Origin of the sequence: Saccharopolyspora rectivirgula DSM 43747 (genome assembly GCF_000497205.1) — a bacterium.
Taxonomy (GTDB): Bacteria; Actinomycetota; Actinomycetes; order Mycobacteriales; family Pseudonocardiaceae; genus Saccharopolyspora; species Saccharopolyspora rectivirgula.
In genome coordinates this window covers 60,250-73,758 of record NZ_AYJW01000008.1, presented here as the reverse complement: position 1 = coordinate 73,758, position 13,509 = coordinate 60,250, and the positions used below count along the sequence as shown (strand labels likewise).

Below are 13,509 nucleotides of genomic sequence, written 5' to 3'. Positions count from 1 at the left end.
GGGCGCGGCCCGCCCACCGGCCCCCGCACCTACGATCGTGGACTGTGAGCGTCCTGGTCCCCAACCGCGGCGGCAGCAACGGCCAGCTCGTCCCGTTCGGCAGCACTCCGCCGGTGACTCCGCCGGGCGAGAGCGATCCGCGCCCGCTGCTGGACGTCAACATGCCGGACGACCGCACCCGCGGCTGGTTGGTCACCATCGTGCTCACCCTGGTGGCCGGGGTGGTCCGCTTCTGGAACCTGGGGCACGCCACCGACGAGGGCACCCCGATCTTCGACGAGAAGCACTACGTGCCGCAGGCCTGGCAGATCCTGCGCAACGGCGGCTACGAGGACAACCCCGGCTACGAGCTGGTCGCCCACCCGCCCCTGGGCAAGCACCTGATCGCCATCGGCGAATGGCTGCTCGGCTACACCCCGTGGGGTTGGCGGCTGACCGCCGCGCTGGCCGGCACGCTGATGGTGCTGCTGATCATCCGGATCGCCCGGCGCATGACCCGCTCCACCTTGCTGGGCGCGCTGGCCGGGGTGCTGCTGATCTGCGACGGGCTCAGCCACGTGCAGGCCCGGGTCGGGATGCTCGACGTCTTCCAGGCGCTGTTCCTCCTCGCCGCGTTCGCCTGCCTGCTGGTGGACCGCGACCAGGTGCGGTCCCGGATGTGGCTGGTGTGCACCGAGGGACGGCTCTCCGACAGCAAGTGGGGGCCGCGGCTGGGGTTCCGCTGGTGGCGGTTCTCCGCCGGGGTGCTGCTGGGGCTGGCCTGTTCGGTGAAGTGGAACGGCATCTACTACGTGATGGCCTTCGGGCTGCTCAGCGTCATCTGGGACGCGCTGGCCCGGCGGGCCGCCGGGGTCCAGCAGCCGTGGCGGGCGTCCCTGGTGCGGGACACCGGGCCCGCCCTGTGGTCCCTGGTGGCGATTCCGCTGCTGGTGTACTTCGGCAGCTGGGCGGGCTGGTACGCCAGCGAGACCGCGACCGACCGGCACGCCGTGCTGGTGTCCGATGACGTGCCGTTCCCGTTCCTGCCGGACGGGCTGCGCTCGCTGCTCTTCTACCAGCTGAACGTGCTGGACTTCCACACCCACCTGGTGACGCCGGCGAACCCGCACCCGTGGGAGTCCAAGCCGTGGTCCTGGCCCATGGGCTTGCGGCCGATGCTCTACTACTACGAGACCGGCATGTTCGGCTGCGGTCGGGAGAACTGCGTGCAGGCGATCATGCTGATCGGCACCCCGGCCATGTGGTGGCTGGCCCTCCCGGTCACCGCCTGGGCGGTGTGGCGGGCCACCAGCCGGCTCGACTGGCGCTACGCGGCGGTGCTGGTCGGTTACGGCGCCGGGTACCTGCCGTGGTTCATCAACCTGGACCGGCAGATGTACTACTTCTACGCCACCCCGCTGGCACCGTTCCTGGTGCTCGGGCTGGTGCTGGTGCTCGGTGAAGTGCTGGGCGGCGCCCGAGCTCACCTCGAGCGCCGCCAAACCGGGTTGCTGGTGGTGTCGCTGTACGTGGGCCTGGTGGTGGCCAACTTCGCCTGGTTGTGGCCGATCCTCAACGGCGAACCGATCACCCAGGAGCACTGGCAGGCCGAGCTGTGGCTGCCGTCGTGGCGGTGAACCGGTCACGACCGCGGTTCCCAGCGGAACTTCCGGGCGGCCAGCACCGCCAGCACCGCGGTCCAACCGAGGAGGACCAGCAGCGCCGGCACGCCGCCCAGCCCCGGCTCGCCGCTCATCGACCGCTGCGCCAGGTCGCTGAACGCCGCACCGGGCAGCAGGAGCAGCCCCGGGAAGGACTGGCCGGTGAACTGCCACACGCCGCTGCCGAACAGCACCACGAACCCGGGCAGCGTGGTGATCTGGGCCTGCTCCCCGGTGGCGGTGAACACGCTGGTCACCGCCCCGGCCGCCACGCACAGCGCGCTGCCGGCCAGCATCGCCGCCAACAGCGGGAGCGGATCGCTCGGCAGCGGCGCGCCCAGCCAGAACGCGATCGCCAGCAGCGCCGCGGCCTGCGCCACCCCCAGCAGCACCACGGGCAGCAGCAGTCCGGTGAGGACCGTCGGGGCGGTCATCTCCCCGCTGCGCAGCCGCTTGAGGTAGCGGTCTTCCCGCCTGCTGGTCAACGTGGCCGTGGCGGTGAAGTAGATGGTGAACCCGAACACCGTCATCAGCTGCAGGCTGATGATGAGCGCCCAGAGCTGGGGGCTGCTCCCGTCCGGGAGCGCGAAGGCGTAGTAGGCCCCGAAGCCCACCGGGAAAGCCGTGCAGCACAGGGCGATGGTCTTGTTGCGCATCAGCAGTTTCCACTCGGCGCGGCTGAGCGCCAGGACCGCGGACGTCATCGGATGGCCTCCGGTTGCTTGACGGAATGGAAGACGTCTTCCAGCGAGGCGTGGTGGGCTCTCAGCTGGCGCAGCTGCACCTGGTTCTCCCGGGCCCACGCCAGCAGCAGCTCCAAGTCCCGCTGCAGTTGCGCGGTGCGCACCGTCACCTGCCGACCGGACACCGACACCGTCCCGCTCAGCGGCGGCAGCTGCGGTTCGGCGTCCGCGGTGAAGGAGATCTTGGCCCGTTCGCTGAGCAGCACGTCGCTCAGCGTTCCGGAAACGGCGATCCGTCCTTCGTGCATGATCGCCAACCGGTGCGCCAGGCTTTCCGCTTCTTCCAGGTAGTGCGTGGTCAGCAGGACCGTGGTGCCGCCGCGGAGCAGTTCCCGCACGACTTCCCACGTGGCTCGGCGGGATTCGGGGTCCAGGCCGGTGGTGGGCTCGTCGAGGAACAGCAGTTCCGGCTGCCCGAGGACGGCCAGGGCGAACTCCAGCCGCCGTCGTTCCCCACCGGACAGCTGGCGCACCCGCCGGTCCGCGCGGTCCTCCAGCCGGGTCGCCGCCAGCACGGCCGCGACGTCCCCTTTGCGGGTCTGCACCGACCTCCACAGGCGCAGGGTTTCCAGCACGGTGAGGTCGGCGGCGAAACCGCTGTCCTGGAGCATGATCCCGGTCCGCCGGCGCACCTCCGCGCGGTCGTGGAACGGGTCCAGCCCGAACACCCGGACCCGTCCTGCGCTGGGCTTCCGGTGCCCTTCGACGGTTTCCAGCGTGGTGGTCTTGCCAGCCCCGTTGGTGCCGAGCAGGGCGAACAGCTCCCCGCGGTGGACTTCGAAGTCGATTCCGCGCACGGCCTCGTAGGAGGCGTACTTGCAGCGCAACTCCGAAACGCTGATCACTGGTTCAGTCACGCCACCCAGCTTCGTCGCGGCGGGGCCGCCGCCGGTAGAGCTGCCTGTCAGCGATCTTCTCGCCATCTGTCAGCGCATTCGATGACAGATGTCATCTGTCCCCGGCGGGGCTGGGGATTTCCGCCGGCGCATCGGCGATGCTGGGGTGGTGAGTTCCGCTGAGGTCAGCTTCGACGCCCGCCGGATCGCCCGACTGCGCCGGTACACCTGGTGGTCCGTGGTTCCGACCATCCCGGTGTACTCGATCTTCCCGCTGTTCGACTTGGCGACCGCCGGCAGGCACTACAGCACGGCGGCGGTCGTGGTGCTGGGCGTGCTGCTGGCGGTCATCGTGGTCGAGGGCACCCGGTTCTGCACCGCTCTGATGCGCGGCCTCGGGCAGGCCCGGCACCACCCGTTGGAGCAGGCCGCCGTGTTCGCACTCTCGCTGGTGGCGCTCGGCATCGCGATCGGCCACCGCGCGGGTGGGGTGTTGTGGGCGGTGCTGCCGGGCGGCTTGGCGGGTGCGTACGTGAGCACCGCGCCGGACGAGCAGCGCTGGCCGGTGTCGATCGCGACCACCCTGGTGACCGCGCTGACCGCGGGGCTGCTGGTGCAGCCCGAGCACCCGGGGATGCGGGTGGTGGTCGGCTGCTACGCGGGCGGGTTCGTCGCCTTCACCGTCTTCCTGCTGGTGGTGGGTGCTTGGTTCTGGGACGTGGTGCTGGAGCTGGATCGGGCGCGCACCGTCAGCGCGGAGCTGGCCATCGCTCGCGAGCGGTTGCGGTTCGCCGCCGACCTGCACGACATCCAGGGGCACAACCTGCAGGCGATCGCGTTGAAAGCGGAACTGGCCGAGCGGCTCGCCGAGGTGGACGCCGCGGCGGCCAAAGCGCAAGCCGGTGAGGTGGCCGAGCTGGCCCGTGCCGCGTTGAAGGACACCCGCAACCTGGTGCAGGGCTATCGCCGCAGCAAGCTGACCGACGAATTGGCCAACGCGCGGGAGATCTTCGAATCGGCCGGCATATACACCACTGTGGACGGTGATGCGAGCCGGGTGCCACCGCCGCTGCAGAGCCTCTTCGGTTCGCTGCTGCGGGAGGGGACCACCAACATCCTCCGGCACAGCCGGGCGGACCGGGTCGAGGTGCGGGTCAACACCGCGGGCCCGCAGGTCAGCGTGACCTTGCGGAACAACGGGTCCGCCGGGGCGAGCGCCGGCGGCGGCTCCGGGCTGGCCGGTCTTCGGGAGCGCTTCGAAGCGATGGGAGGGTCCGTCCGCGCCGAACGCACCGGGGAGTGGTTCGAGCTGCACGGCCAGGTGGAAGTTGCGGAGGGAGCGGTGTGATCCGACTAGTGCTCGCCGACGACGAGGACCTCATCCGCGGCGCGCTCGCCACACTGCTGGACCTGGAGGAGGACCTCCAGGTCGTGGCCCAGTGCAGCAACGGGCGGGACGCGGTCCGGCAGGTCGAGCAGCAGCGCCCGGACATCGCGCTGTTCGACCTGGAAATGCCCGAGCTGGACGGCATCGAGGCGGCCCGCGAGGTCGGCGCCGGAACACCGGTCGTGCTGGTCACCCGGCACGCCCGCCCGGGGGTGCTGAAGCGCGCGCTGGCCGCCGGGGTGCGCGGCTTCGTCCCGAAGACCACTCCGGCGGCCAAGCTGGCGGTGATCCTGCGGGACATCCACACCGGCGGGCGCTACGTCGACCCGGAGATCGCCGCGGCCGCCCTGACCGGTGACGCCTGTCCGCTCACCGACCGGGAGCTGGAGCTGCTGCGGCACACCCTGCACGGGGGCACGATCGCCGCGATCGCCGCCGAGGTGCACCTGGCGCCGGGCACGGTCCGCAACTACCTCTCCTCCGCGATGGCCAAGTTGGGGGTCAGCACCCGCTACGAAGCTGCCCGCCGGGCCTGGGAGGAGGGCTGGATCTGACGCCGACCACATCCGGAGCGGACGCGGAATCGCGCGTTCCGCGGAACCCGGACGACCCAATGTCCTGTTAGGACTGACTGGCGCGAGGAACGGCTTCGCGCCGAGGTTCTCGCCGCTGGAGCACCGGCCCGGGAGCTCGGAGCGGCGCCGGGGATCACTCGGCGCCCAACGGCAGGTTCGCCTCGCCCAAGCGGGTTCCCGTGCGGGTGATCCAGTAGCGGCGCAGCACGTCCAGGACGACCGACACCTCCACCGCCCGGATGCCGGACAGGGCGGCCAGATCACCGCACAGGAAGTCGGCGAGGTGCTCCTCGTTGCGGAACACGCCCTGGTGGATCACCGTCGCGTTGCCGGCGACCATCGAGACGTAGCGGGCCGACGGATGCCGCCCGAGCGCACGCCCGACCGCCTCGGTCGAGCCGGGCTCGGTGGCCAGCGACAGCGTCGCCTCCAGGTGGAAGCCCAGCAGCGCGGGCTCCACCTCCACCCGCGGGCGGACGACCCGCCGCTCCAGGAGCCCGGTGATCAGCCGGTGCGCGGTGGACTGGCTGACGCCCAACGCCCGGGAGAGCTCGCTCGACGTCAGTCGTGCATCGGCGTGCAGCAGCCGGGCCGCTTCCTGCTCCTGCTCGGAAAGCGGTTGCGGGTCGTCGGATTCCTGGTATTCGATGCGGTGCGGCGCGAGGACCGAGCGCTGGTCGTCGTCGAGCCGGTCCAAGCGCCAGGCCTCCGCGCGGCCGAAGGGCTTGAGCACCAGGTCGGACTGCGTCGACACCACCCCCGGCACCGAGGGGATGCGGCGCGTCAGCAGGTCCTTGATCGCCTCGCGGCGCAGCGGCCGGACGGTGCAGTACACGTCCGCGCGGCCGGTGGTCATCGCGACGTACTGGGCTTCGGGGAACTCGGCCAGCCTGCGGGCGACGTCCTGCAACTGCCCGGGCTCGGTGGTGATCCAGACGTGCCGGGGGTGGTGCTCGGAGATCAACGACCAGTCCAGCGCCCCGATCACCCGCAGCACCCGCTCGGCGTGCAGCCGCTGCAGCCTGCGGCCCACCGTGCTGGGCGAGCTGCCCACCGCCTCGGCCAGCGTGTTGATCGGCGCGCGCGGCGCCTCCTGCAACGCGGCCACCAGATCCAGGTCCAGGTCGTCCAGCTCGATGCCACCATCCACGGGCAGTGATACTACACCCACGAAAAGCGTGGATATCGAATAGATACATCACATTAACGCCCAGTATTGACAAATCACGTCACGACCGTTTTGAATGCTCGCCAATCGGTCCAGGGCCGACCGATCCGACCCCGAGGAGCTCGGTTGACCAACACGGAGAACGCGCCGCCCACCCGGTCGATGGCACTGCTGCTGGGCTTCCTGCGCGGCGTCGAACGCTTCGGCAACAAACTGCCCCACCCGTTCTGGTTGTTCACGATCATGGCGGCGCTGGTGGTGGCGCTCAGCGCGGTGCTCAACGCGCTCGGCGTCTCCGCGGTGTCCCCAGTGGACGGCGAGACGATCCGGGTCAAGAGCCTGCTCACCTCCGAGGGCGTGTCCACCGTCGTCGGCGACGCGGTGGACAACTTCGCGCAGTTCCCGCCGCTGGCGCTGATCATCGTGGTGATGCTGGGCGTCTCGGTGGCCGAGCAGAGCGGTCTGCTCAACGCCATGCTGCGCGGCAGCGTCACCCGCGTGCCGGCGAAGTACCTGACGTTCGTCGTCGCGTTGACCGGCATCAGCGGCAGCGTCGCCTCCGACGCCGCCTACGTGGTGCTGATCCCGCTGGGCGCGCTGGTGTTCAAAGCGGTCGGCCGCAGCCCGATCCTGGGCCTGGTGGTCGCCTTCGGTTCGATCTCGGCCGGGTACAACGCCTCCCTGCTGCTCACCCCGACCGACGCGATCCTGGCCGGGCTGACCACCTCGGCGGCGCACTTCATCGACCCGAACTACGTGGTCACGCCGCTGGCCAACTACTTCTTCTCGATCTGCTCGGCGGTCGTCCTGGCCGTGGTGATCACGCTGGTCACCGAGTTCGTGCTCACCAAGCGCACCGAAGGCATGGCCGCCGACAGCGACGGCCCGGACGAGCAGCTGGGCGAGATGCGGTTGAGCCCGGCCGAGCAGCGCGGCCTGCGCAACGCCGGTCTCGCCCTGCTGGCCGTGGTGGCGCTGCTGGTGATCGCGCTCGTCCCGGCCGGTTCGCCGTTCCGCGGCGAAGACGGCGGCATCCTCGACTCACCGATCATCACCGGGATCGCGTACCTGCTCGGCGTGGTGTTCGCGCTGACCGGCGCGGTGTTCGGCCGCGCCACCGGCAGCCTGTCCCGCGCCCGCGAGATCCCCGGTGCGATGACCAAGGGCGTCGTCGACCTGGCGCCGGTGGTGGTGCTGTTCTTCGCCGCCTCCCAATTCCTGGCCTTCTTCAAGTGGACCCACATCGGGGAGATCCTGGCCATCCGCGGCGCGGCGCTGCTGCAGTCGGCGAACGTGCACCCGCTGGTGCTGTTCCTCGGCCTGATCGCGCTGGTCACCTGCATCAACCTGGTGATCACCAGTGGTTCGGCGCAGTGGGCGCTGGTCGGTCCGGTCGTGGTGCCGATGCTGATGCTGCTCGACGTGTCCCCCGAGACGACCCAGGCGGTCTACCGGATCGGGGACTCGGCGACCAACCTGATCAGCCCGATGAGCCCGTACTTCGCGATGGCGCTCGGAATGCTGCAACGCTACCGCAAGGACGCCGGCATCGGCACCCTGATGTCGCTGACCCTGCCGATCTCCTTCGCGGTGCTGATCAGCTGGACGTTGCTGTTCATGGCCTGGTGGGGGCTCGGCATCCCGCTCGGCCCCGGCGCTCCGGTGCGCTGACCGGCACCCCCACGACGCGCGCCTCGTGCGCGGAAGCAGTTCTGTGAATACCTGAGAGGTGACTCGTGACGACGAAGCTGGTGGCGCGGGCGGAGCAGGAGCTCCCCGAAGTGCTCGCGGACCTGCGCAGGTTGGTGGAGCACGAAACGCCCAGCAGCGACAAGCAAGCGCTGGACGCCGGATTGGACGACATCGAGCGGTGGCTCACCGAACGCCTCGGCCAACCGGCCGCCCGGCAGCGCCACGACAACGGCGAGCACGGCGACGTCCTCGACGTCACCTACTCCGGCACCGCCGGGGGAACGGTCCTGCTGCTGTGCCACTACGACACGGTGTGGCCGGTGGGCACGCTCGCGGAATGGCCCTTCACCGTCGAAGGCGACCGCATCACCGCTCCCGGCTGCCTGGACATGAAGCTCGGCATCGTGCACGGCGTGTGGGCGCTGCGCCTGCTGCGCGAGCTCGGCCTCCCGCACCCGTCGGTGCGGTTCCTGCTCAACGGGGACGAGGAGATCGGCAGCCTCGCATCCCGCCCGCACATCGAGCGGGCGTGCGCGGAGGCGACCGCCACGCTCGTGCTGGAGCCCAGCCGCGAGGGCAAGGTCAAGGTCCGCCGCAAGGGCCTGGGCCTGTTCGACCTGGCGGTGCACGGCGTCGAATCGCACGCGGGGCTCGACCCCGCGGCAGGCGCCAGCGCCATCCACGCCATCGCCGAGCTGATCCCGGCGATCACCGCGCTGGCAGCGCCGGAACGCGGCACCACGATCAACGTCGGGCGGATCACCGGCGGCACCGGCCGCAACGTGGTGGCCGGCCACGCGACCTGCGAGATCGACGTCCGCATCCAGGACCCGGCGGAGATGGACCGCATCGACGCCGGTTTCCGCGAGCTGTCGGTCGCCGACGAGCGCATCCGGGTGGAGCTCACCGGCAGCTGGAACCGACCGCCCATGAACCCCAACGAGCTGTCGGAGAAGCTGTTCGAGCACGCCAAGGCCGCCGCGCAGGAACACGGCCGGACCCTGGAAGGCACCTCGGTGGGCGGGGTGAGCGACGCGAACTTCGTGTCCGCGCTGGGCAAGCCGGTGCTCGACGGCCTCGGCGCGGTCGGGGCCGGGCCGCACTCCCGCGACGAGCACGTGGTCCCGAGCGAGTCGCCCGGCCAGATCGCCACCCTGGCCACGCTGATCAGCAACCTGCGCGACTTCTGAGCGCGCGGCGGCAGCGCCTGCCCGGCACCACCCGGGAAGGCGCTGCCGGCGCCGCTTCACCCCTTGATCGCGCCGCTGAGCTGGGCTCGGACGAGGTGGCGTTGGCTGATCAGGAAGACCACGGCCACCGGCAGGGTCGTCACCAGGGCGATGGTGAGCTTCAACGGCAGCTGCTGCCCCTCCCCCAGCGCGCCGCCGACGAGGCGCGCCAGGCCGACCGTCAGCGTTTCGTACCCGGGGCTGGAGGTGGCGACCAGGAAGTGCGTGAACTCGTTCCACGACGCCTGGAACGCGAGGATGCCCAGGGTGGTCATGGACGGGCGCACCATCGGCAGCACCACGCTCCACCAACGGCGCACGATGCCGGCACCGTCCACCTTGGCCGATTCCTCGACCTCCACGGGGACCTGCTCGAAGGCCTGCTTCATCAGGAAGATCCCCATGGCGTCGGCGAGCAGCGGGAGGATCATCCCGGCGTAGGAGTCGAACAGCGACAGCTCGCGCAGCACCAAGAACTTCGGGATCAGCAGCACCACCGGCGGCACCGCCATCACCATCAGCAGCCCGGTGAACACCACGCCGCGACCGCGCCAGCGCAAGCGGGCCAGCGCGTAGCCGGCCATCGAGTCGACCAGCAACCGCCCGGCCGTGACGCAGAGCGTCACCAGCAGCGAGTTTCCCAGCCACAGCGGCACGTTCACCGCGGGATCGGTGGCGATCCGCTCGTAGCTGCTGGTGTCGATCTGCTCCGGGACCAACGACAGCGGATGGGCCACCGCGTCGGCGTTGCTCTTGAACGACGTGGCGACCTGGATGAGGAACGGTCCCAAGTAGAGCACCGCACCCACGACCAGCACCAGGTACCCCAGCGCGGCGCCGACCAGCCGCGCGCGATTCGTGGTCACGAGTTCCTCCCATCCCGCAGCAGGATCCGCTGCAGCGTGGTGACTCCGACGATCAGCAGGAACAGCAGGAACGCGATCGCCGCGCCGACGCCGAAGGCCCCTTCGGCGAAGGACTGCTGGTAGGACAGGAACGCCGGGGTCAGCGTCGTCTTGGCCGGATCACCTTGGCTCATCACGTAGACCTGGTCGAACACCTGCCAGGTGCCGATCAACCCCAGGGTCGCCACCAGGAAGATCGTCGGCCGCAGCTGCGGCACCGTGACCTTCCAGAACCGCTGCCACCAGTTGGCGCCGTCGACCAGCGCGGCCTCGTGCACGTTGTCCGGCAGGTTCTGCAGCGCGGCCAGGAAGATGAGCATGTAGGTGCCCGACGTCGTCCACACGACCAGCGCGATGATCGTCATCATCGCCACCGACGGCCCGGACAGCCAGTCCCACAACGGCAATCCGCCGACGGTCGTCTCCTCGAGGAACCTCGGTGGACCGTCCACACCGAACAGCACCAGCGCCTCGTGCAGCACCCCGCGGGAGTCGGTGAACCAGTTCGGGCCCTGGATCCCGACGAACTCCAGCAGCGCGTTGACCGCTCCCGAACCGGAGAACAGGAACAGGAAGATCACCGAGATGGCCACCGAGCTGGTGATCGACGGGAAGTAGAACACCGATCGGAAGAACGCCCGCCCGCGGAGCGCGCGGTTGTTCACCACCACGGCCAGCAGCAGTGCCACCAGCGTCTGGCTGGGGACCACGAGCAGCACGAAGTACATCGTGTTGCGGACGCTGATCATGAAGTCGTGCCGGATCAGCCCGTCCTCGAACAGCAGCTCCCGGTAGTTGTCCAGGCCCACGAACGGGGCTCGACCGGTCAACGGGCTGTAGGTGCCGTTCCAGTCCAGCAGGCTGACGTACAGCGCGAGCCCCGCAGGCACGACCAGGAACAGCGCGATCAGCACGAGGGCCGGTGCGACGAACAACCAGCCCGCTCGGTTCTCCCGGCGCGCTTCGACGTTCACCGGGCGCCGCGGGGGTTTCGGATCGGCGGTGGGCGGCGCGGGCCGCAGGGTGGTGTCGACCATGGCCTTCAGCCCTTCAGCGTCTGTTCGGCGTTCCGCTGCACTTCCCGCAGGATCTTCGCGGGGTCGTCACCACTCGCCAGACCCAGCAGGCGGGAGTCGAAGTCCTTCTCCACCGAGTCCCAGCCCTTGGTGGTGACCTCGCCCTGGGCGTAGGCCGCTCCTGCGGCGAAGCCCTCCATCTCGGGCCTGCCCTCGGTCAACGCCGGGAGCGCCTCCTGGTTGGCGGGAATGACACCCACCTCGCGCGCCACCTGCTCCTGCTGCTCCCGCGCCATCAGGAAGTCGACCAGGTCCTGGGCCTGCTGCCGGTACGGGGTGCGCATCGGGATGCCCCAGCAGTTGGTGAACGACAGCGTCGCCTTGCCCGCCGGGCCCGCCGGCAGTTCCACCGCGCGCCAGCGCCGGTCCGGGTAGTCGGAGGCCAGCGCACCGCTGACCCAGGTGCCCTCGATCACCATCGCCGCGGTGCCCTCGCCCAGCGCCTCGCCGGCCCAACCTGCGTCCACTGCGGAGGAGAAGGCGGTGCTGCCGGACTGCAGCAGCGACTGGAGGTAGCGCAGCGCTCGGAGGTTCTGCGGGCTGTCGATGGTCGGCATGCCCTTCTCGTCGACGTGCCAGCCGCCCGCCTGCTTCATGAAGGCCCCGACGCGGTCGGCGCTGTCGTCCAGCACCAGGCCCTTGCGCTCGGGGGTGGTGAGCCGCTGGGCGACCTGGGCGAGCTGGTCCCAGTCCCGCGGGATGTCGGCGTCGGTGAGCCCAGCTTCCCGCCAGGCGTCGGTGTCGATCAGCAGCGCGAGGGTGGAGAAGTCCTTGGGCGCGCAGTACAGCTGGCCGTCCCGGGTGAAGATCTCCTCGAGGTTCGGGTAGAGCGCCGCGGCGTTGCGTAGCCCGTCACCGTAGGGGTGCAGCGAACCGTTCCCGGCGAAGCGCGCGAACGCTCCCGGTGCGAGGTAGAACAGGTCCGGTGGGGTGCCGCCGGCGAAGGCCTGGCCGAGCTGCTGGTCGAGTTCGGCGGCGCGCACGATCTCGACCTCGTTGCCGGTCCGCTCGGCCCACTCCCGCGTCTGCTCGTGCAGCACCCGGGCTTCGGCCGTGGTGCCGGACCCGACCAACAACCGCAGGGTGGCCGGCCCGGGCAACTGCTCGATTTCGCTGTCGTAGCCGCGTCCGCAGCCGGCGACGACCAGCGCGATGGCGAGCACCACCGCCCCGAGCCGCATCCGATGCTTCCTCATCCGTTCCGTCCTCCGTCGTCGTTGACGCTGCTGGCGCGCACCACCAGCTCCGGGCGGAGCAGTTCACCCCGGTCGTCCTCCGGGTTGTCGAGCAGCCGCACCACGCGCGCGGCGATCTCCTCGATCGGCTGGCGCAGGCTGGTCAGGCCGGGGCGGACCACCGCGGCGGTGGGGCTGTCGTCGAAACCGGTGAGCGCCACGTCGACTCCCGGCCGCAGGCCGCGTTCCTCGAGCGCCGCGTAGGCGCCCAGCGCGATCGCGTCGTTGGCGGCGACCAGCGCGGTGGGCGGGTCGTCGGAGTCGAGCAGGGCGGCGGCTGCCTCGCCCCGGTCGCGGTGCTCGTCGGTGGCCCGGGCGATCAGCCGGTCGTCGACGTGCGCGCCGTGCTCGGCGCAGGCCCGGCGCCAGCCCCGCTCGCGGTCGTCGCCGACCGGGTTGCCCTTCTGCAACCCGAGGAAGCCGATCCTGGTGTGCCCCTGCGCGACCAGGTGCTCGACGGCCTGCGCGGTTCCGCTGGCGCCGTCGACGTCGACCCACGGGCCGGGCTGCGGCTCCCCGGTCCAGATCCGACCGAAGGAGGCGAAGGGAACCCCCCTGTCGCGCAACCACGCGTGCCGGGGGTCGCCGACCGCGGTGTTGCTGAGCACGAACCCGTCCACCGCGCTGCGCGCCAGCAGGTCCTCGTAGACGGCGAGGCCTTCCTCCCCGTCGGGAGCGGTGAACAGCAGCAGGTGCCGGCCGGTGCGCTCCACCTCGGCGGTCAACGCGCGCAGGTAGCGGTCCATGAAGACGTTGATCGACCCGTCCTGGCGTTCGGCGACGCAGTAGCCGATGAGACCGCTGGAGCGGGTGCGCAGGGCGCGGGCCTTGCTGTCCGGCCGGTAGCCGAGTTCGTCGATCACCCGCTTGACCCGGCGCAACGTGTCGGGGTGCAGCTTCTCCGGCGCGTTGATCGCGTTCGAGACGGTCTGCCTCGACACACCAGCGCGTTCAGCGACCTGTTCCAGCGTCGTTGCCCGGGCCACCTGACTGCTCCTCCGCTGTGGACTGGATCCGCGAGGG

At 70.5% G+C, this 13,509-nt stretch carries 12 protein-coding genes; 5 read left to right on the top strand and 7 right to left on the bottom strand.

Translation table 11 applies throughout. The annotated features are described in order from the left end of the window. The first annotated feature begins 44 nt into the window (after positions 1-44). On the top strand, positions 45-1,616 hold the full coding sequence (locus tag SREC43747_RS0104175) for a dolichyl-phosphate-mannose--protein mannosyltransferase (protein WP_029719893.1): 1,572 nt from the start codon (positions 45-47) through the stop codon (positions 1,614-1,616). A 5-nt stretch (positions 1,617-1,621) separates the two neighbouring features. Here SREC43747_RS0104175 and SREC43747_RS0104170 read toward each other — a convergent pair whose 3' ends face one another. Then, positions 1,622-2,344: an ABC transporter permease gene (locus tag SREC43747_RS0104170; RefSeq protein WP_029719892.1), complete on the bottom strand. Its 723-nt coding sequence runs from the start codon at positions 2,342-2,344 to the stop codon at positions 1,622-1,624. Continuing rightward, positions 2,341-3,240, bottom strand: a complete 900-nt coding sequence (locus SREC43747_RS0104165; RefSeq protein ID WP_029719891.1) for an ABC transporter ATP-binding protein — start codon at positions 3,238-3,240, stop codon at positions 2,341-2,343. Before SREC43747_RS0104165 ends, SREC43747_RS0104170 begins: the two co-directional genes overlap by 4 nt. 148 nt (positions 3,241-3,388) lie before the next feature. Between SREC43747_RS0104165 and SREC43747_RS0104160 the strand changes: the two genes are divergently transcribed. Both SREC43747_RS0104160 and SREC43747_RS0104155 read left to right on the top strand, forming a co-directional pair. After that, positions 3,389-4,567, top strand: coding sequence for a sensor histidine kinase (locus tag SREC43747_RS0104160; RefSeq protein ID WP_160173004.1), 1,179 nt, complete (start codon positions 3,389-3,391; stop codon positions 4,565-4,567). Further along, on the top strand, positions 4,564-5,160 hold the full coding sequence (locus SREC43747_RS0104155) for a response regulator transcription factor (protein ID WP_029719889.1): 597 nt from the start codon (positions 4,564-4,566) through the stop codon (positions 5,158-5,160). The genes SREC43747_RS0104160 and SREC43747_RS0104155 overlap by 4 nt, the downstream gene beginning before the upstream one ends. A 154-nt stretch (positions 5,161-5,314) precedes the next feature. On the opposite strand, the gene SREC43747_RS0104150 is transcribed toward SREC43747_RS0104155, so the two are convergent. Continuing rightward, complete coding sequence (locus tag SREC43747_RS0104150; protein WP_236623017.1) at positions 5,315-6,352, bottom strand: Lrp/AsnC family transcriptional regulator; 1,038 nt, start codon at positions 6,350-6,352, stop codon at positions 5,315-5,317. A 159-nt stretch (positions 6,353-6,511) separates the two neighbouring features. On the opposite strand from SREC43747_RS0104150, the gene SREC43747_RS0104145 reads away from it, so the two are divergent. Next, entirely contained in the window at positions 6,512-8,020 is a 1,509-nt protein-coding gene (locus tag SREC43747_RS0104145; protein ID WP_051387676.1) for an AbgT family transporter, read from the top strand. A 65-nt stretch (positions 8,021-8,085) separates the two neighbouring features. Further along, positions 8,086-9,231 carry a M20 family metallopeptidase gene (locus SREC43747_RS0104140; protein WP_037331307.1) on the top strand — a complete coding sequence of 382 codons (1,146 nt, stop codon included), beginning with the start codon at positions 8,086-8,088 and terminating at the stop codon, positions 9,229-9,231. A 56-nt stretch (positions 9,232-9,287) separates the two neighbouring features. Here the strand turns inward: SREC43747_RS0104140 and SREC43747_RS0104135 are convergent, their stop codons facing one another. From SREC43747_RS0104135 to SREC43747_RS0104120, 4 genes are read right to left on the bottom strand one after another with little or no spacing between them, the layout of a single operon-like run. Beyond that, a complete protein-coding gene (locus SREC43747_RS0104135; protein ID WP_029719885.1) occupies positions 9,288-10,136 on the bottom strand; it encodes a carbohydrate ABC transporter permease in 849 nt (282 codons plus the stop codon). Then, positions 10,133-11,212, bottom strand: coding sequence for a carbohydrate ABC transporter permease (locus tag SREC43747_RS0104130; protein WP_236623016.1), 1,080 nt, complete (start codon positions 11,210-11,212; stop codon positions 10,133-10,135). The genes SREC43747_RS0104135 and SREC43747_RS0104130 overlap by 4 nt, the downstream gene beginning before the upstream one ends. Positions 11,213-11,217: 5 nt before the next feature. Continuing rightward, a complete protein-coding gene (locus SREC43747_RS0104125) occupies positions 11,218-12,447 on the bottom strand; it encodes a sugar ABC transporter substrate-binding protein (RefSeq protein WP_029719883.1) in 1,230 nt (409 codons plus the stop codon). Next, positions 12,444-13,472: a LacI family DNA-binding transcriptional regulator gene (locus SREC43747_RS0104120; RefSeq protein WP_029719882.1), complete on the bottom strand. Its 1,029-nt coding sequence runs from the start codon at positions 13,470-13,472 to the stop codon at positions 12,444-12,446. Before SREC43747_RS0104120 ends, SREC43747_RS0104125 begins: the two co-directional genes overlap by 4 nt. Positions 13,473-13,509: the final 37 nt, after the last annotated feature.